Annotated in this window: 19 protein-coding genes; 7 read left to right on the top strand and 12 right to left on the bottom strand. The window is 73.6% G+C overall.

Features of this window, described 5'->3' with window-relative positions; translation table 11 throughout:
* Positions 1-46: 46 nt before the first annotated feature.
* The 3 genes from MCM47_RS41540 to MCM47_RS01485 are packed head-to-tail and all read left to right on the top strand — an operon-like array spanning position 47 to position 2,429.
* A complete protein-coding gene (locus tag MCM47_RS41540) occupies positions 47-811 on the top strand; it encodes a ricin-type beta-trefoil lectin domain protein (RefSeq protein WP_255751566.1) in 765 nt (254 codons plus the stop codon).
* A gap of 41 nt (positions 812-852) precedes the next feature.
* Complete coding sequence (locus tag MCM47_RS43115) at positions 853-1,608, top strand: RICIN domain-containing protein (RefSeq protein ID WP_238740132.1); 756 nt, start codon at positions 853-855, stop codon at positions 1,606-1,608.
* Positions 1,609-1,661: 53 nt separating this feature from the next.
* On the top strand, positions 1,662-2,429 hold the full coding sequence (locus tag MCM47_RS01485) for a ricin-type beta-trefoil lectin domain protein (RefSeq protein WP_238741452.1): 768 nt from the start codon (positions 1,662-1,664) through the stop codon (positions 2,427-2,429).
* 111 nt (positions 2,430-2,540) lie between these two features.
* Here MCM47_RS01485 and MCM47_RS01480 read toward each other — a convergent pair whose 3' ends face one another.
* The 11 genes from MCM47_RS01480 to MCM47_RS43940 all read right to left on the bottom strand — a co-directional run bounded on the left by MCM47_RS01480 (position 2,541) and on the right by MCM47_RS43940 (position 12,506).
* Positions 2,541-3,338: a sirohydrochlorin chelatase gene (locus MCM47_RS01480; protein WP_238740129.1), complete on the bottom strand. Its 798-nt coding sequence runs from the start codon at positions 3,336-3,338 to the stop codon at positions 2,541-2,543.
* Positions 3,339-3,348: 10 nt separating this feature from the next.
* On the bottom strand, positions 3,349-4,257 hold the full coding sequence (locus tag MCM47_RS01475) for an ABC transporter permease (protein ID WP_238740127.1): 909 nt from the start codon (positions 4,255-4,257) through the stop codon (positions 3,349-3,351).
* Complete coding sequence (locus MCM47_RS01470) at positions 4,244-5,047, bottom strand: ABC transporter ATP-binding protein (protein WP_238740125.1); 804 nt, start codon at positions 5,045-5,047, stop codon at positions 4,244-4,246. Before MCM47_RS01470 ends, MCM47_RS01475 begins: the two co-directional genes overlap by 14 nt.
* Positions 5,048-5,267: 220 nt before the next feature.
* A complete protein-coding gene (locus tag MCM47_RS01465) occupies positions 5,268-6,449 on the bottom strand; it encodes an aliphatic sulfonate ABC transporter substrate-binding protein (RefSeq protein WP_238740123.1) in 1,182 nt (393 codons plus the stop codon).
* 271 nt (positions 6,450-6,720) lie between these two features.
* A complete protein-coding gene (locus MCM47_RS01455) occupies positions 6,721-8,046 on the bottom strand; it encodes a sulfate adenylyltransferase subunit 1 (RefSeq protein ID WP_238740119.1) in 1,326 nt (441 codons plus the stop codon).
* A complete protein-coding gene (gene cysD, locus MCM47_RS01450) occupies positions 8,046-9,002 on the bottom strand; it encodes a sulfate adenylyltransferase subunit CysD (protein WP_238740117.1) in 957 nt (318 codons plus the stop codon). Before cysD ends, MCM47_RS01455 begins: the two co-directional genes overlap by 1 nt.
* Positions 8,999-9,598, bottom strand: coding sequence for an adenylyl-sulfate kinase (gene cysC / locus MCM47_RS01445; RefSeq protein ID WP_308222269.1), 600 nt, complete (start codon positions 9,596-9,598; stop codon positions 8,999-9,001). The genes cysD and cysC overlap by 4 nt, the downstream gene beginning before the upstream one ends.
* A gap of 43 nt (positions 9,599-9,641) precedes the next feature.
* Positions 9,642-10,343, bottom strand: a complete 702-nt coding sequence (locus MCM47_RS01440; protein WP_238740115.1) for a phosphoadenylyl-sulfate reductase — start codon at positions 10,341-10,343, stop codon at positions 9,642-9,644.
* Positions 10,324-10,503 (bottom strand): hypothetical protein, encoded by a 180-nt coding sequence (locus tag MCM47_RS01435; RefSeq protein ID WP_238740113.1) that lies wholly within the window; start codon positions 10,501-10,503, stop codon positions 10,324-10,326. The genes MCM47_RS01440 and MCM47_RS01435 overlap by 20 nt, the downstream gene beginning before the upstream one ends.
* Positions 10,500-12,224 (bottom strand): nitrite/sulfite reductase, encoded by a 1,725-nt coding sequence (locus MCM47_RS01430; RefSeq protein ID WP_305067929.1) that lies wholly within the window; start codon positions 12,222-12,224, stop codon positions 10,500-10,502. Before MCM47_RS01430 ends, MCM47_RS01435 begins: the two co-directional genes overlap by 4 nt.
* A 198-nt stretch (positions 12,225-12,422) precedes the next feature.
* Positions 12,423-12,506: a putative leader peptide gene (locus MCM47_RS43940; protein ID WP_310593185.1), complete on the bottom strand. Its 84-nt coding sequence runs from the start codon at positions 12,504-12,506 to the stop codon at positions 12,423-12,425.
* 176 nt (positions 12,507-12,682) lie between these two features.
* On the opposite strand from MCM47_RS43940, the gene MCM47_RS01425 reads away from it, so the two are divergent.
* The gene (locus MCM47_RS01425) at positions 12,683-13,981 is read left to right on the top strand and encodes a YihY/virulence factor BrkB family protein (RefSeq protein WP_238740111.1); all 1,299 of its coding nucleotides are present in this window, start codon (positions 12,683-12,685) and stop codon (positions 13,979-13,981) included.
* Between the two features lie 406 nt (positions 13,982-14,387).
* Complete coding sequence (gene rsgA, locus MCM47_RS01420) at positions 14,388-15,518, top strand: ribosome small subunit-dependent GTPase A (protein ID WP_374209043.1); 1,131 nt, start codon at positions 14,388-14,390, stop codon at positions 15,516-15,518.
* 76 nt (positions 15,519-15,594) lie between these two features.
* Here the strand turns inward: rsgA and MCM47_RS01415 are convergent, their stop codons facing one another.
* Positions 15,595-16,086 (bottom strand): ASCH domain-containing protein, encoded by a 492-nt coding sequence (locus tag MCM47_RS01415; protein WP_238740110.1) that lies wholly within the window; start codon positions 16,084-16,086, stop codon positions 15,595-15,597.
* Positions 16,087-16,316: 230 nt separating this feature from the next.
* Between MCM47_RS01415 and MCM47_RS01410 the strand changes: the two genes are divergently transcribed.
* Both MCM47_RS01410 and MCM47_RS01405 read left to right on the top strand, forming a co-directional pair.
* On the top strand, positions 16,317-17,837 hold the full coding sequence (locus MCM47_RS01410) for an AlkA N-terminal domain-containing protein (protein ID WP_238740108.1): 1,521 nt from the start codon (positions 16,317-16,319) through the stop codon (positions 17,835-17,837).
* Positions 17,834-18,343, top strand: coding sequence for a methylated-DNA--[protein]-cysteine S-methyltransferase (locus MCM47_RS01405; RefSeq protein ID WP_238740106.1), 510 nt, complete (start codon positions 17,834-17,836; stop codon positions 18,341-18,343). The genes MCM47_RS01410 and MCM47_RS01405 overlap by 4 nt, the downstream gene beginning before the upstream one ends.
* Positions 18,344-18,355 lie beyond the last annotated feature (12 nt).

Genomic DNA, 18,355 nt, shown 5'->3' with positions numbered 1-18,355 from the left:
GTCGAGCCGTCCGGACCACTCTCACGTCTTCCTCAGGAGCTTCCCCATGCGCAGAACCGCCGCCCTGTTCGCCACCGCCCTGCTCGCGGGGGCCGCCGCGCTCACCACCGCGCCGGCCGCCGGCGCCGCCGAGAGTCCCGCCCCCGCCCCGGCGGCCGTGCAGTCCGCCACGGCCGTCCCGGGTCCGGGCGGTGTCGGGAGCTGCACCCAGTCGGGCCCGTCCGCCACCTGTACCGGCCTCGACCCGATGCAGACCTGGACCATCGGGGGCACCTGCGCGACCTGGGACTTCAACACCAACATGTACACCTTCTCGCCTGCGTACGCCGGCTGGTACACCGGTGACGGCACTGGCTCCGCGACCTGCTTCGGTATGGGCATGTGGTGGGGTGGCGGCGTCTCGTTCGGGTCTCCCGTCCCGGCCGGCCCGGTCGGCCAGATCAGCGGCTACGCGAGCAAGTGCGTGGACGTGCGCGGCGGTAGCGCGGCCAACGGCACGCCCGTCCAGATCTGGGACTGCCTCGGCAACGTCAACCAGCGGTGGAAGGTCGGCACCGACGGCACGATCCGCGCCCTCGGCAGGTGCCTGGACGTCCAGGGCGGCCACACGGGCAACGCCACCCGGGTGCAGGTCTACGACTGCAACGGGACCGGCGCGCAGCAGTGGCGGGTCCGGGCGGACGGTTCGATCCTCAACCCGCAGTCCGGCCGTTGCCTGGACGACCTGGGCTTCTCCACCACCAACGGCAACCAGCTGGGCATCTGGGACTGCAACGGCGCCGCGAACCAGGTCTGGCACGTCCCCGCCTGACCGGACCACCCCCCTCACCCCTTCCTCAAGGAGCTTCCCCCGTGCGTCGTATCGTCACGTCGTTCGCCACCGCCCTGCTGGCCGGGGCCGCCGCGCTCACCACCGCGCCGGCCGCCGGTGCCGCCGAGACCGCGCCGTCCGTTCCCACCGGCGCGCAGGCCGCCGATCCGGCGGGCTGCACCGTCACCTCCACCATGTGGGACGCCACCGGTACCTGCACGAGCATGGACCCGATGCAGACCTGGCGGGTCAGCGCCATGTGCCAGAGCTGGAGCGCCAACGGCATCCCCACCTATACCGGGGCCTACAGCAGCGGGTGGGTGACCGGCAACGGCACCAGCACCGCGTGGTGCGGCTCGATGGAGACGATCTGGTCACAGGGCATCGCGCTCGGCCCCACGCCCCCGTCCGGGCCGACCGGTCCGATCACCGGCTACGTGAACAAGTGCCTGGACGTGCGCGGCGGTTCCAGCAGCAACGGCACCCCCATCCAGATGTGGGACTGCCTCGGCAACGTCAACCAGAACTGGCGGATCGGCTCCGACGGCACCATCCGCGCCGTCGGCAAGTGCCTGGACGTCCAGGGCGGCCGCACGGGCAACGGCACGTCGGTGCAGATCTACGACTGCAACGGCACCGGCGCACAGCAGTGGCGGGCCCGTCCCGACGGCGCGATCGTCAACCCGCAGTCCGGCCGCGTGCTGGACGTCCGGGGCTGGGACACCGCCAACGGCGCCCTGGTGCAGATCTGGGACTTCAACGGCACCGCCAACCAGCTCTGGCACGTGCCCGCGTGATGACCGCGGCAGTCCCGTCGACCGGATCACCCTCACTCCCAAGGACATCCCGAATGCGCCGTACCGCCACGTTGTTCGCCACCGCCCTGCTCGTGGGGGCCGCCGCGCTCACCACCGCGCCGGCCGCCGGTGCCGCCGAGACGCCGGCCCCCGCGGCCGTGCAGTCCGTGCAGTCCGCCACGGCCGTCCCGGGTCCGGGCGGTGTCGGGAGCTGCACCGAGTCGGGCCCGTCCGCCACCTGTACCGGCCTCGACCCGATGCAGACCTGGAGCGTGGGGGGCACCTGCGCGACCTGGGACTTCAACACCAACATGTACACCTTCTCGCAGGCGTGGAGCGGCACGGTCAGGGGTGACGGCACCGCCACCGCGGCCTGCTTCGGCATGGGCATGTGGTGGGGCGGCGGCGTCTCGTTCGGATCCCCCGTCCCGGCCGGCCCGGTCGGGCAGGTCACCGGCCTCGCGGGCAAGTGCCTGGACGTGCGCGGCGGCAGCATGGCCAACAAGACGCCCACCCAGATCTGGGACTGCCTCGGCAACGTCAACCAGCGGTGGAAGATCGGCGCCGACGGCACCATCCGCGCCGTCGGCGTCTGTCTGGACATCTGGGACGGCCGGACCGGTAACGGCACCCAGGTGCACACCGGCCCCTGCAACGGCAACATCGCCCAGCAGTGGTGGGTCCGCGGCGACGGCGCGATCGTCAACACGAAGTCCGGCCGCTGCCTGGACATCCGGGGCTACGACACCACCAACGGCAACACCGTGCAGATCTGGGACTGCAACGGCACCGCGAACCAGCTCTGGCACCTGCCGGTCTGATGCGGACCTGACGGTACGAGCCTGAGAGCACGGCGAAGCCCGGTCTCCCCTCGCCCGAGGGGGGACCGGGCCCGCTGCGTCCGGCGGTTCGCCGGACGAGCCGCCGGACGGTCAGGCGGTGAGGGCGGGGGCCGCCGCCACCACCCGCCGGGTCCGGTCGTAGCGGGTGAGGAGGAGGGCGGCGACCTCGGGGGCGGCACCGAGGACGTCGGCGAGGAGGTCGGCGGAGCCGGCGGCGGCCTCGGCGATGCGGTCGGGGAGGCGGCCCGGGGCGAGCAGGTAGGGGGAGACGGCCACCTCGGCGGCGCCGGCGCGGCGCAGGGCGGCGGCGGCGTCCGGGACGCGGGGGCCGGCGGCGGAGGCGTAGGCGACCTCGACGGCGGCCCAGCCGCGGGTGCGGCGCCACTCGGCGGCGACCGCGCGGGTGGCGGCGTCGGCGGCCGGGTCGGAGGAGCCGGCCGCGGCGAGGACGACGCCGGTGCGCGCCCGGACGGCGGGGGAGCCGAGGTCGAGCCCGGCCTCGGCGAGCCGCCGGTCCAGCGCGGCGAGCAGCAGCGGCGAGGGTCCGAGCACGTCGGCGACGGGGAGGGCCGCACCGCAGGCCCGCAGCGCGGCGGGGATGTCGTGCTTGGCGTGGAAGGCCCGGTTGAGCAGGAGCGGCACGGCGACGGCCGCGGCGCCGGCCTCCGCGAGCCGGGCCGCCACCCGGGGGATCCGCGGGGCGCAGTGGTCGAGGTAGGCGGTGGCCACCTCCAGCCCCGGGCGCAGCGCGCGGACCCGCTCGACCAGGGCGGCCACCGTCGCGGCGTGCCGGGGGTCGCGGCTGCCGTGGGCGATCAGCAGCAGGGCGGGGCCGCCCGCCGCCACGGGGGTGGCGGGGGCGGCGGTCAGCCGGCGGCCTTCGGACACGGCAGCCGCCTCACTTGACGGCGGCCAGCAGGCCGCGGTTGCGCAGGACCCGGCGCTCGACCGGGGTGAACACCAGCAGCTCGATGGCGATGCCGACGAAGAGGATGAGCAGGATGCCGAGCAGCACCCCCGCCATGTCGGAGAACTCGCGCTGGTTCTCCAGGTAGCGGCCGAGGCCGAGGCCCAGGTCGGGGGAGGAGGCGACCAGCTCGGCGGCCATCAGCGAGCGCCAGGAGAAGGCCCAGCCCTGCTTGAGGCCGGCCAGGTAGCCGGGCAGCGCGGCCGGCAGCAGGACGTGCCGGGCGCCGTTCAGGCCGGTGGCGCCGATGGTGCGGCCGGCGCGCAGGAACAGCGGCGGCACCTGGTCGATGCCGGCCACCAGGCCGTTGGCGATGGACGGGACGGCGCCGAGCAGGATCACGGCGTACATCATCGAGTCATTGATGCCGAGCCAGATGACGGCGGCCGGTACCCAGGCGACCGAGGGCAACGACTGGAGGCCGGAGAGCACCGGCCCGAGCGCGGCCCGGACCGGACGGACCCGGGCCACCAGCAGACCGATCGGGGTGCCGATGGCGAGCGCGACCAGGAAGCCGGACAGGCCGCGCCAGACGCTGGTCCAGATGATCGAGAACAGCGTGCCCGCGCTCCAGAGGTCCTCGGCGGCGTGCCAGACGTCGAGCGGGCTGGGCAGCTTGTACTCGCTGGTCAGGTGCAGGCTGTAGGCGCCCTGCCAGAGGGCGAGCACCAGGACGGCGCCGAGCAGCGGCGGCAGTGCCTTCTGCCGCAGCGCCTCGGCGAGCGAGCGGCGCGGTGCGGAGACGGCGTCCAGCGCGTCCAGGCCGGCGCCGACGTCGGCGGTGTCCGCGCCGACGGCCGCCGACGTCCTCGCGGCGGGGGCGGTGTCAGTGCTGGCCATGGCGGCGGATCTCCCCACGCAGTTCTTCGGTGATCTCGATGGACAGGTCGGCGACGCCGGCGGACTCGATCCGGCGCGGCTGCGGCAGGTCGATCCGCCACTCCTTGGCGACCCGGCCGGGGCGGGAGGAGAGCAGCACCACGCGCTGGGCGAGCCGGACGGCCTCCCGCACGTTGTGGGTGACGAACAGGACGGAGAGCTTGCGCTCGGCCCAGATCCGGGTGATCTCGTCGTGCAGGACGTCCCGGGTGATGGCGTCGAGGGCCGCGAAGGGCTCGTCCATCAGCAGCACCGAGCCGCCCTGGGCGAGGGCGCGGGCCATCGCGACGCGCTGGCGCATGCCGCCGGAGAGCTCGTGCACGCGCTTGCCGTAGGAGCCGGCGAGGCGGACCAGTTCCAGCAGGCGCTCGGCCTCGGGCCGGCGCTCCGTGCGCGGGACGCCGGCGAGCTTGAGGGCGAGCTCGATGTTCCTGCCGGCCGTGAGCCAGGGGAACAGCGCGTGCTCCTGGAACATCAGCGCGGGGCGACCCCCGGGCACCTCGATCGTGCCCGCGGTGGGCCGGTCGAGGCCCGCGACCAGGTTGAGCAGGGTGGACTTGCCGCAGCCCGAGGCTCCGAGCAGCGTGACGAACTCGCCGGGCGCGACGTCCAGGGTGATGTCGTCCAGGACGTGGGTCTGCGCGCCGGCGCGCCCGAAGGACTTGTGCACGTGCGAGATCCGGACGGCGGGCGATCCGTCCACGGCCTCGGTGCGCGGGGCGTCTTCCGTGGTGGTCAGTGCCGGGGTCATGGGCACCTCCTGAATCTGGGGACACCTCCCAGCCGAAGGCTGGTGGCGGTCAGGTTCCTCCGGCCGGTCGGCGGGGTCGGAGGGAGGGTGGCGAAGTCGGGGACCGGGGTCCGGCCCCCGCCCGTCCCGTAGCTGGGGCATCGATCGGGCATCGACCGGGCGGGCGGGGTTCCGGACCGCGGGGCTTGGCCGCGGCGGCGCGGGGTCGCCGCGGGCGGGGCTACTTGCTGCCGAGTCCGGCGTCCGCCACCGGGCTCCGGCCCGAGGCTGCGAGCACCTTGTTGAGCAGGGTCAGGTCGTAGATCCCGTTCAGGTTCGGCTTCTTGAGCAGGCCCGCGGTGACGGCGTGGTCGGCCTCGGCCTGCAGCGTGCCCGCCAGCGGGTCGTCCAGGAAGTCGACGTCGGCCCAGGCCGGGTCGAGGACGGCCGGCTCCAGGGCGTTGCCGGCCTCCTTCTTGATGGCCTCGTTGGCGTCGGCCTTGGCCTTCTCCGGGTTGGCCTTGATGAAGGCGTTGGCGGCCACCGAGCCGCGCAGCACGGCCTCCACCACGTCCGGGTGCTCGCCCAGGAACTTCTGCGAGACGATGATGTTGGTGATCACGAACTTCTTGTCCGGCCAGACGTCCTTCTCGTTGAGCAGGACCTTCGCGCCGAGGGTGACCAGCTTGGAGGCGGTCGGCTCGGGCACCCAGGCGCCGTCGATCGAGCCCTGCTTGTAGGCGTCCGGGGTGACCTTGTTGTCCGAGCGGACCACGGAGACGTCGCCGGCGCCGGACTGGGCGTCGACCTTGTAGCCCTTGCCGGCCAGGTAGTTGAGCAGCGCCACGTCCTGCGTGTTGCCCAGCTGCGGGGTGGCGATCTTCTTGCCCTTGAGGTCGTCCAGGGAGGCGACCTTGTCCGGGTTGACCACCAGCTTGACCCCGCCGGAGGCCGAACCGCTGATGATCTTCAGCGACTTGCCCTCGGACTTGGTGTAGCCGTTGATCGCCGGGGAGGGGCCGATCCAGCCGATGTCGATGGAGCCGGCGTTCAGTGCCTCGATCTCGGCCGGGCCGGCGTTGAAGACCTGGGTCTTGATCTGGGTGCTGCCGAGCTCCTTCTGGAAGAGGCCCTCCTGCAGCCCGACCAGGGCGGTGCCGTGGGTCAGGTTGGCGAAGTAGCCGATCTTCACGGTGTCGGCGGAGAGCTTCGCGCCGGAGGCCGCCGAGGACGCACCCCCGGCGGGGGCGGCGGAGGCGGACGCCTTGTCCGCGCTCTTCGAGCCGTAGCCGCAGGCGGAGAGCAGCGTCACGGCGGTCAGGCCGGCCAGGGCGGCAGCGGCGGTGCGTCTGATCCGGCCGGCGGCCGGGTGTGCGGGGGTATGCGGGGCGGAGGCGTGCGGGAGGGGCCGGTTCGGTGCCATGGCAGGAGTCCTGTTCACGGACGGACCGTCAGGGGACGGTCTCGGGAGGGAAGTCGGTCAAGGTGGTGCTTGCGGCATCGGGGGATGCCGGGCAAGCCGGATCGGCGCTGCTGTTCCGACGGGTGGGGAGGGACGGCGGCCGGTCCGGTGACAGGGCGTTCTCAGCCCTGTCGGCCCACACATCGGGTCAGGCCGCCCTGGCCGCTGCCGAGGACGCCGCTGCCGATGCGGCCGCCTTCCTTGTCCATGCCCGAGAACGCCTCGATGGGCATCAGACCCAGTCCTCCTCGTCGGGTGCCTCGGGGGCACCGGTGCGTACGGTGTCGAACGCCTCGCCCGCCATGCCGGCGGTGAGCGTGGTGCCGTCGGCCGGGTCGATCAGCAGGAACGAGCCGGTCCGGCGGTTGTCGGAGTAGCTGTCGAGCGCCAGCGGCTCGGCGGTGCGCAGCACCACGTGGCCGATGTCGTTGACGTTCAACCCCTCGGCGCCGGAGCGCTGTTCGAGGCTGTCGATGTCGATGCGGTAGGAGATCTCCTTGACCAGCGCGCGGACCGTGCGGGTGGTGTGCTTGAGCAGCACCCTGTCGCCGGCGCGCAGCGGGCGCTCGTTGAGGTGGCTGACGGTGGCCTCGACGTCCTTGGTGGGGACGGGGGCCGGGCCGGCCGCGATCAGGTCGCCGCGGGAGATGTCGATGTCGTCGGCGAGGCGGACGGTGACCGACTGGGGGGCCCAGGCGATGTCCGTCTCCTTGCCGAGCGCGTCGATCGCGGTGACGGTGGTGGTGTGGCCGGAGGGCAGCACGGTGACGGCGTCGCCCACGCGCAGCACGCCGGAGGCCAGCTGGCCCGCGTAGCCGCGGTAGTCGGGGTGCTCCTCGGTCTGCGGCCGGATCACGTACTGGACCGGGAAGCGGGCCGGCTCGACGCCGGGGTCGCTGCCGACCGGCACGGTCTCCAGGTGCTCCAGCAGGGTCGGGCCGCCGTACCAGTCCATGTGGGCGGACGGCTCGACGACGTTGTCGCCGGCGAGGGCCGAGATCGGCACCGCCACCACGTCCTTGACGCCGAGCGAGGCGGCGTAGGCGGTGAACTCGGCGGCGATGGCCGCGAAGACGGGCTCGGCGTAGTCGACCAGGTCCATCTTGTTGACGGCCAGCACGACGTGCGGCACCCGCAGCAGGGCGGCGACGGCCGCGTGCCGGCGGGTCTGCTCGACCACGCCGTTGCGGGCGTCGACCAGGACGACGGCGAGCTCGGCGGTGGACGCGCCGGTCACCATGTTCCGGGTGTACTGCACGTGCCCGGGGGTGTCGGCGAGGATGAACCGCCGGCGCGGGGTGGCGAAGTAGCGGTAGGCGACGTCGATGGTGATGCCCTGCTCGCGCTCGGCCCGCAGGCCGTCGGTGAGCAGCGCGAGGTCGGGCGCCTCCTGGCCGCGGCCCAGCGAGACGCGCTCGACGGCCTCCAGCTGGTCGGCCAGCACCGACTTGGAGTCGTGCAGCAGGCGGCCGACCAGGGTGGACTTGCCGTCGTCGACGGAGCCGGCGGTGGCGAAGCGCAGCAGGGACGTGGCGCCGGTCTCGGTGGTGGTGCTCATTAGAAGTATCCCTCGCGCTTGCGGTCTTCCATCGCGGCCTCGGAGAGCTTGTCGTCGGCGCGGGTGGCGCCGCGCTCGGTGAGGCGCGAGGCGGCGATCTCGGCGATGACGGCCTGGATGTCGGTGGCGTCGGAGTCGACGGCGCCGGTGCAGGACATGTCGCCGACGGTGCGGTAGCGGACCAGGCGGCGCTGGACCGGCTCGTCGTCCTTGGGGCCGCCCCACTCGCCGGCGGTCAGCCACATGCCGTTGCGGGAGAAGACGTCGCGCTCGTGCGCGTAGTAGATCTCCGGGAGCTCGATGCCCTCGCGCTCGATGTACTGCCAGACGTCCAGCTCGGTCCAGTTGGAGAGCGGGAAGACCCGGACGTGCTCGCCGACGGCGTGCCGGCCGTTGTAGAGGGACCAGAGCTCGGGGCGCTGGCGGCGCGGGTCCCAGGCGCCGAACTCGTCGCGCAGCGAGAAGACGCGCTCCTTGGCGCGGGCCTTCTCCTCGTCGCGGCGGCCGCCGCCGAAGACGGCGTCGAAGCGGTTGCCCTCGATGGCGTCGAGCAGCGGGACGGTCTGCAGCGGGTTGCGGGTGCCGTCGGGGCGCTCGCGCAGCCGGCCGTCGTCGATGAAGTCCTGGACGTGGGCCACGTGCAGGCGCAGGCCGTGCTCGGCCACGACGCGGTCGCGGTAGGCGATCACCTCGGGGAAGTTGTGGCCGGTGTCGACGTGCAGCAGGGAGAACGGGATCGGCGCGGGGGCGAAGGCCTTGAGCGCCAGGTGCAGCATGACGATGGAGTCCTTGCCGCCGGAGAAGAGGATCACCGGGCGCTCGAACTCCCCCGCGACCTCGCGGAAGATGTGCACCGACTCGGCCTCCAGCACGTCCAGGTGGGACAGCGCGAAGGGGCCCCCGGAACTCCCGTCCCGGGCGTCGGTGTGAACGGGACTGTCGGTCGCGGTGGTCATGCGAGGCCCCTCTCGGTCAGGAAGGCGTGCAGCTCGGCGGCGGACTCGGCGACCGCGCGGCCCTGCGTCTGCAGGCGCAGCTCCGGGTCGGCCGGGGCCTCGTAGGGGTCGTCCACGCCGGTGAGGCCGGAGATCTCGCCGGCCGCCTGCTTGGCGTACAGGCCCTTGACGTCGCGCTCGGCGCAGAGCTCGACGGGGGTGGCGACGTGGATCTCCAGGAACGCGGTGCCGTTGGCGGCGTGCCGGGCGCGGACCGCGGCGCGGGAGTCGGCGTAGGGGGCGATCACCGGGGCGAGCACCTTGACCCCGTTGGCGGCCAGCTTCTCGGCGACGAAGCCGATCCGGGTGACGTTGGTGTGCCGGTCCTCGCGGGTGAAACCGAGGCCCTTGGAGAGGAACTCGCGGATCTCGTCGCCGTCCAGGACCTCGACCCGGTGGCCCTCGGTGCGCAGCCGCTCGGCCAGGGCGAAGGCCAGCGTGGTCTTGCCGGCGCTGGGCAGCCCGGTCAGCCACACGGTGGCGCCGCGCTCGCAGGGGGCGGCCGCGGGGGCCGCCTCTGCGGCTCCGTCGGCGGCCGGGGTGTGGACTGTCGTCACGGTGGGGTCTCCAGGAGGGGGGTGGTGGGGGATCAGCGGGGGATCAGAGGTGGATGCCGCACTCGGTCTTGCCGGAGCCGGACCAGCGGCCGGCCCGGGCGTCCTCGCCCTCGGCCGGCTTGCGGGTGCAGGACAGCGGCGAGCAGCCGATCGAGGTGTAGCCCTCCCACAGCAGCGGGTTGAGCAGCACCCCGTGGGCGGCGACGTACGCGTCGACGTCCTCCTGCGTCCACCGGGCGATCGGGGCGATCTTGACCTTGCGGCGCTTCGGGTCCCAGGACACCACCGGGGTGTCCGCCCGGGTGGGGGACTCGTCGCGGCGCAGTCCGGTGGCCCAGGCGTCGTACCCGCCGAGTCCGCGGTTCAGCGGCTCGACCTTTCGCAGCGAGCAGCAGAGGTCCGGGTCGCGGTCGTGCAGGTTCGGCCCGTACTCGGCGTCCTGCTCGGCCACGGTCAGCCGCGGCGTGAGGGTGATGACGTTGACCGGCATCGTCGCCGCCACCGCGTCCCGGGTGCCGATGGTCTCCGCGAAGTGGTAGCCGGTGTCCAGGAACACCACGTCCACGCCGGGCAGCACCGAGGAGGCGAGGTGGGCGACGACGGCGTCCTCCATGGAGGAGGTGACGCAGAACCGCTTGCCGAACGTGTCGGCGGCCCACTGCAGGATCTCCTGCGGGGTCGCCTCCTCCAGCTCGCGGCCGGCCTTCTCCGCCGCCGCCCGGTGGTCAGTCGTCGTGCCGGTCACGTGGCGTACCCCCGTTGGTCGGTGACAGCAGGCCGAGGAACTTCAGCTGGAAGGCGCGGCGGCAGCCGTGGCACTCCCAGGCGCCGTGCCCGGCCTCGGACGGGCGCAGGTCCTCGTCCCCGCAGTACGGGCAGAAGAACGGTGCCGCTCTCTCGCTCATGACAGCTGCTCCTCGTCGGCCCGGGCCGCCCACTGGGCGAAGCGCTCGCCTTCGGTGCGGCCGGCCCGGTAGCGGGTCAGCACGCGCTCGACGTAGTCGGGCAGGCCGTCCTTGGTGACCTTGAGGCCGCGGACCTTGCGGCCGAACCCGGCCTCCAGCCCGAGCGCGCCGCCCAGGTGGACCTGGTAGCCCTCGACCTGGTCCCCGTTCTCGTCGGTGACCAGCTGGCCCTTGAGACCGATGTCGGCGACCTGGATCCGGGCGCACGCGTTCGGGCAGCCGTTGATGTTGATGGTGAGCGGCTCGTCGAAGTCCGGGAGGCGCTCCTCCAACTCGTCGATGAGCGTGCGGCCGCGCTCCTTGGTCTCGACGATGGCGAGCTTGCAGTACTCGATGCCGGTGCAGGCCATGGTGCCGCGGCGGAACGGCGACGGGTTGACCCGCAGGTCCAGCGCCTCCAGGCCGGCCACCAGCGACTCGACCCGGTCCTCGGCGATGTCGAGGACGAGCATCTTCTGCTCGGCGGTGGTGCGCAGGCGGTCGCTGCCGTGCTCGGCGGCGAGGTCGGCGATCCGCCCGAGCAGCTTGCCGTTGACCCGGCCCACCCGCGGGGCGAAGCCGACGTAGTACCGGCCGTCCTTCTGCCGGTGCACGCCGACGTGGTCGCGCCACCGGCCGCTGGGCTCCTCCGGCGCGGGGCCGTCCACCAGCCGGTACTTGAGGTACTCGTCCTCCAGCACCTGACGGAACTTCTCCGGGCCCCAGTCGGCGACCAGGAACTTCAGCCGGGCGCGGTTGCGCAGGCGGCGGTAGCCGTAGTCGCGGAAGATGCCGATCACGCCGCCGTAGACGTCCGCGACCTCGTCCAGCGGGACCCAGGCGCCCAGGCGCACCCCGAGCTTCGGGTTGGTGGAGAGGCCGCCGCCGACCCAGAGGTCGAAGCCGGGGCCGTGCTCCGGGTGGTTCACGCCGACGAAGGCGATGTCGTTGATCTCGTGCGCGACGTCCAGCAGCGGGGAGCCGGAGACGGCGGACTTGAACTTGCGCGGCAGGTTGGAGAACTCGGGGTTGCCGATGAAGCGGCGGTAGATCTCCTCGATGGCGGGGGTGCCGTCGATGATCTCGTCCTCGGCGATGCCCGCCACCGGGGAGCCCAGGATGACGCGCGGGGTGTCGCCGCAGGCCTCGGTGGTGGAGAGGCCGACGGCCTCCAGCTTCTGCCAGATCGCCGGGACGTCCTCGATCCGGATCCAGTGGTACTGGACGTTCTGGCGGTCGGTCAGGTCGGCGGTGCCGCGGCCGTACAGCTCGGACACCTCGGCGATCGCCCGGAGCTGGGCGACGGTCAGCCGGCCGCCGTCGATGCGGACGCGGAGCATGAAGTACTCGGCGTCCAGCTCGTGCGGCTCCAGGATCGCGGTCTTGCCGCCGTCGATGCCCTCCTTGCGCTGGGTGTAGAGACCCCACCAGCGCATCCGGCCGCGCAGGTCCGCCGGGTCGATCGAGTCGAAGCCGCGGTGCGCGTAGATCGTCTCAATGCGTGTCCGCACGTTGAGACCGTCGTCGTCCTTCTTGAACTGCTCGTTGGCGTTCAGAGGAGTGAAGTGGCCCATGCCCCACTGGCCCTCACCGCGGTGGCGGGTCGCCTTGCGGGCCGCGACGGGGCGGCGCGCGGCGGCGCCGTCGGCCGTGGGCTCGGCAGTCTCGGGGGTGGTGGCCATGGTGAAGTCCTTCGGGGCAGGTGGCTCTGACGCCGGGTCGGTCGCGGTGCGTGCTCGGCGGTTCGGTGCTGCTGTGACCTGCGGGGTTCTCAGGGCCGGGAGAGCAGTGACCGGGGCCGGGCGGGCGCCTGCGCATCCGCTTCGGCGGTTGCGGCGGGGGTGGTGGGCGCCGGGTGCGGTGGGTGTCGCGGGGTGGGCTCAGGTCACCGGACAGATGGCGCTGGACACGCGGAGGAGGTCGACGTGGAGTCGACCTACCAGGGTGGTTCCGGCGCTTGGCATGGCAAGAGATTCGCACGGCGCATGACTCGCGGTCCACTAACGTCCGTATTGTGGACGCGTTGGTTTCGAATCACGAGACAACCGAGCGTTCCCGCCGCTCCCCGCTTTCGGCCCGCCGTCGCCGCTCGGCGGTCCGGAGATCAAGGGACCGGCCCCGGCCCGATAACGTTGGGCCTGTGCAAGCAGCAGGCGAGACGACGAGACCGAACCCCGAGCGGCCCTCCCGTCGTCGGGGCAAGGGCTCCCGGCGGGCGGCCAAGCAGGTCACCTGGCGCAGTACCGCCTGGGCCCTGGTCAAGGACACCACCAACACGTGCGTCGAGTACCGGGTCACCGGGCTCGCCGCCGAGGCGGCGTTCTTCACCCTGCTCTCCATCCCGCCGCTGCTGCTCTGCCTGGCCGGAACGCTCGGCTACCTGGACGACTTCGTCGGCGCCGGCACCATCGACTCGCTGCGGCAGGACATCCTCAAGGCCTCCGGGACCGTCCTCACCGACTCGTCGGTCAAGGCGGTCGTGGTCCCGCTGCTGGACGACGTCTTCAACCACCGGCGGCCGGACCTCGTCTCGCTCGGCTTCCTGCTCTCGCTCTGGTCCGGCTCGCGCGCGCTGTACATCTTCATCGACACCATCACGGTGATGTACGGGCTCGACGGCAAGCGCGGCATCGTCAAGACCCGGACGATGTCGCTCGGCCTCTACCTCGGCGCGCTGGTGATCGGCTCGCTGGTGCTGCCGCTGCTGCTGGCCGGTCCGGGCCTGGTGCAGAACGCGGTGGGCGTCGGCCTCGCGTCGGTGGTCAACGCCTTCTACTGGCCGGTCGCGATCCTGCTGCTGATCGTCTCCCTCACCACGCTCTACCACCTGGCCGTGCCGGTCTCCACCCCGTGGCGCGAAGACATCCCCGGCGCCCTGGTGGCCCTGGTCGTCCTGGTCTTCTGCAGCGTCGGGCTCCGGTTCTACCTGGTGAGCTCGGTGGAGGGCCGCTCGGCGTACGGCTCGCTGGCCGCGCCGGTGGCCGTGCTGCTGTGGATCTTCGTGGTCGCGCTCGCGGTGCTGATCGGCGCCGCGATGAACGCCGCCATAGACCGCCGCTGGCCCACGCTGGAGACCGCCGACGCGCGCGCCGAGAACGAGCGCGCCCACGAGGAGGCGGCGGCCGCGGTGGTCCGCGAGGTGGCCGCCCGCCGCGCCGTCGAGCGGGCCCGGCGGGCGCGCGAGCTGGGTCTCGCGGAGGGCGCCGAGGAGGAGTCCTGGGAGGACGACGGCGAGGACGTGGACGTCCCCTCGGAGTACCCGGAGCGCTGGGCCGACGTGCTGGCCGCCGACAACGTGCGGGCCCGGCTCACCGCGCGCGGCGGCCCGCACCACCGGCCGGCCCCGCCGCCGCCGGACAGCGACCGGCCGACCGCGCCGCCGCCGGAGCGTCCGCTGCCCGGGCACCCGCCCCGGCCGCCGTGGGACCAGCAGCGCTGAGGCCGAGGTCCGCGTCCGCGGCGGTGTCCGGTCCGTGGACGGCCGGTGGACGGCCGGTGGACGGCGGTGGACGCCGGTGGACGCCGGTGGGCGGCGGCGGGCGGCGGGCGGTGAAGGATCCGGAGGCCCCGTTCCGGGGCGTGGAAGGTCAACGCCCCGGGTGAAAAACCGGTTGGCAGGGCCGGAGCGGCTCGCTACGGTGTGATCAGTCCGGTTCGAAGGGCCGCCGTTCTCGCGGCCCGTGGAGAGACACAGGAGGTGGGCCCGATGACTGTCACGGTCCTCACGGCTGCCCTGGGCAGCGCTCGCACTCACCTCTCCCTCCCGGCCGCCGGCTGACGCCGCTCTTCCGACGCGCGCAGCCGCAGCCCGGCGGGATCACATTCCTCCCGAAGGGCCCCCTGCGTTGTCCAACGCTGCTTCCGTTCCGTTCTCCTCCTCTTCTCCCTCCCCGCTCGACACTCCGGGCTCCCCGCTGGCCGCCTACGGCTGGACGGACGAGCTCGCGGAGCAGTTCGCCCCGTTCGCCGAGGCCGGGCTGACGCCGGCCCGCATCGTCCGGGTCGACCGCGGCCAGTGCGACGCCGTCCTGGTCGACCCGGAGAACGGCGAGCTGTGCACCGTCCGCGCCGACACGCGACCGGTCGCGGACGCCGACATGATCAACTGCGCGTGCACCGGCGACTGGGCGGCCGTGGACCTCGCGGCCCGGCCGATGACGGCCGTCGCCGCGCTGCTGCCGCGCTCCACCGCGATCATCCGCAAGGTGGCCGGAAAGCGCTCCGACGGCCAGGTCCTGGCCGCCAACGTCGACACCGTGCTGATCGCCGCCTCGCTCGCGGCCGAGCCGGACCTCGGCCGGATCGAGCGCTTTCTGGCGCTGGCCTGGGAGTCCGGCGCCGAGCCGGTGGTCGTCCTCACCAAGGCCGACCTGGTCCACGACGCTGAGTTCATCCGCGCCGACGTCGAGGCCACCGCCCCCGGTGTCACCGTGCTGGTGGTCAGCGCCGAGACCGGCGAGGGGGTGGACGTGCTGCGCGCCTGCATCCCCGGCACGACCGCGTTCATCGGCCAGTCCGGTGTCGGGAAGTCCACCCTCACCAACGTCCTCGCCGGTGCCGACGTGATGGCCGTCCAGCAGGCCCGCGCGGTGGACCAGAAGGGCCGCCACACCACGACCACCCGCGAGCTGATCGCGCTGCCCGGCGGCGGCGTGCTGATCGACACGCCCGGCCTCCGCGAGGTCGGCCTCTACGGTGGCGAGGGGGTGGCCCTGGCCTTCGCCGACATCGCGGAGCTGGCCGAGTCCTGCCGGTTCCACGACTGCGGGCACGCGAGCGAGCCCGGCTGCGCCGTGCAGGAGGCGCTGGCCGACGGCACGCTGCCGGAGCGTCGGATGGAGAGCTACCGCAAGCTCCAGCGCGAGAACGACTGGATCGCCTCCCGCTCGGACGCCCGGCTCGCCACGGCCCGGGTGAAGAAGTGGAAGGCCCTCACCAAGTCGATGCGCGCCGCGGGCGGCACCGTGAAGTGGTGACGCACGGCCGGCCGTTCCGCTGACGCGCGTGCCGCGCTGTCCGGACGCCTTCCGGGCAGCGCGGCACGGGCGCCCGTCAGCGCGGGTCGCCGGCCGGTTCCCGGCGCAGGTCGGCGACCAGCCGGAACCGCTCCAGGACGACCGGCGTGCCGTCGTGCACCGTGAACTCCGGGTCGCCCAGCGCGGCCCGCATCTGCGGACCGTGCCAGAACCCCTCGTGGACCTCCCGCCACTCGGCCACCGTCGTGTAGCCCTCGCCCTCGTCGAGCGCGTGCTGCAGGTCGACCTCGGCCAGCGGCACGACCCGCACCTCCGTCGTCTCGGTCACGGCCACCACCGTGCCGGCGGAGTCGATCACCGCGGAGCGCACCCCGGCCTGCGGCAGCGGCTCGTTCTCGTGCTCGTAGTCGGCGACCAGGCCGGTGGTGCTGGTCTTGGCACCGCTCAGCACGGCCGCGACCAGCTGGTCGCGCAGCGGGCCGGGGAAGGCGAACTCCTCGATCCGCAGCGCGGAAACCCGGGGGTCGTCCGGACCGGTGTACGGCTGCTCGTTCGGCTGCTCGCTCATGGGGCTCCTGTCCGGACGGCGGCCGGTCTGCCGCGGGTCGGCGCGCAGGTGGCGGGGCGCACCGGGGGTGGGTGTCGGCCAGCGTATCCGCCGACCCGGGCGGGCGGCGCGTGGTTTTCCGCCCGAGTCCCCGGCCGGCCGCAGGACCGGGGGCGGCCACCGTATGGCCACTCACGCCCACGTCCGATTTCCGCCAGTCGGTCGGCCGCGGGTGCCGCAGACTGGACAACGTGATCGACGACGACATCCGGTACCGAGCCGTGGACAGCCGCGACGCCCGCTTCGACGGCGTCTTCTTCACGGCCGTCACCTCGACCGGCATCTACTGCCGACCGAGCTGCCCCGCCGTGACCCCCAAACGTGCCAACTGCACCTTCTACCCCAGCGCGGCCGCTGCCCAGGGCGCCGGATTCCGCGCCTGCCGCCGCTGCCGCCCGGACTCGGTGCCCGGCTCGCCGGAGTGGAACCACCGGGCCGACCTGGTCGGCCGCGCCATGCGGCTGATCGGCGACGGCCTGGTCGACCGGGAGGGCGTCGCCGGCCTCGCCCAGCGCCTCGGCTACAGCGCCCGGCAGCTCCAGCGCCAGCTCACCGCCGAACTCGGCGCCGGGCCGATCGCCCTGGCCCGCGCCCGCCGGGCCCAGACCGCCCGGCTGCTGCTGCAGACCACCGAGCTGCCGATCACCGAGATCGCCTTCGCGGCCGGCTTCGCCTCCGTCCGGCAGTTCAACGACACCGTCCGCGAGGTCTACGACCGCACGCCGAGCGGGCTGCGCGCCGAGGTCGCCGCCGGGCGGCGCAGCGCCACCCCGGCCGGCGGCCTCACCCTGCGCCTCGCCTACCGGGGCGCCCTGGACAGCGACCACCTGATCGACTTCCTGGCCCTGCGGGCCGTCCCCGGCGTCGAGGAGGTCGTCCCCGCCGTGCGCCCCGGCGTCCGCACCTACCGGCGGACCCTCGCCCTCCCGTACGGGCACGGCATCGCCGAGGTGGACGGGCTCGCGCCCGCGGACCCGCGCACCCGCGGCTGGCTGGACTGCCGACTGTTCCTCGCCGACCTGCGCGATCTGCCGACCGCCGTCCAGCGGCTGCGCATCCTGTTCGACCTGGACGCCGACCCGGACGCGGTGGACGAGCAGCTCGGCGCCGACCCGCTGCTCGGCGCGCTGGTGAGCGGCCGGCCGGGCCTGCGCTCGCCCGGCCACGTCGACCCGCACGAGCTGGCCGTCCGCGCCGTGCTCGGGCAGCAGATCAGCGTCGGCGCCGCCCGCACCCTGGCCGGCCGGCTCGCCGAGAAGTACGGCACCGCACTGCCCGAGCCCGACGGCGGCCTGCGCCTGCTCTTCCCGACCGCCGGCGCCCTGGCGGTGGCCGACCCCGCGGACTTCGCCATGCCGGCCGCCCGCCGGAAGGCGCTCACGGGCCTCTGCGCAGCTCTCGCCGAGGGCGTCGTCCGCCTGGACGGTGGCGTCGACCGGGAGGAGACGGCGACTCGGCTGCTCGCCTTGCCGGGCATCGGCCCCTGGACCGTCGGCTACCTGCGGATGCGGGCGCTCGCCGACCCGGACGTCTTCCTGCCGGGCGACGTCGGCATCCGCCACGGCCTCACGGCGCTCGGCGCCCCGGGAGACCCCAAGTCGGCCGCCCGCACCGCCGAGTCCTGGGCACCCTGGCGCTCCTACGCCGTGCACCGGCTCTGGGCGGGCGCCACCCCTGACACCAGCACCGGAACGGAGAACACCCGCGCATGAGCACCACCGTCTTCACCGTCATGGAGAGCCCCCTCGGCCGCCTGCTGCTGAGCGGCGTCCGGCCGGCGGAGGGCGGACCGGCCGCCCTGGCCACGGTCACCGCCCCGGGCCAGCGGTACGCGCTGGCCGAGCCCGCGGACCACTGGCTCCACGATCCGGACGCACTCGCCGAGCCCGTCGCACAGCTCTCCGCGTACTTCGCCGGCAAGCGCACCAGCTTCGACCTCCCGCTCGCCCCGGCCGGCACCGACTTCCGGCAGAAGGTCTGGGCGGCCCTGGACGCCATCCCGTACGGCGAGACGGTCACCTACGGCCGGCTGGCCGCGCTCGCCGGCGCCGCACCGCAGGCCGTCCGCGCCGTGGGCGGCGCGGTCGGCGCCAACCCGCTGCTCATCGTCCGGCCCTGCCACCGCGTGGTCGGCGCCAACGGCGCGCTGACCGGCTTCGCGGCCGGGGTCGACCGCAAGCGCTGGCTGCTGGACCTGGAGAGCGGCGCGCTGTTCTGAGGCGCCGGCCTT

The organism is Kitasatospora sp. A2-31 (assembly GCF_022288725.1).
Classification (GTDB): Bacteria; Actinomycetota; Actinomycetes; order Streptomycetales; family Streptomycetaceae; genus Kitasatospora.
This window is presented reverse-complemented; position numbering and strand designations above follow the sequence as displayed.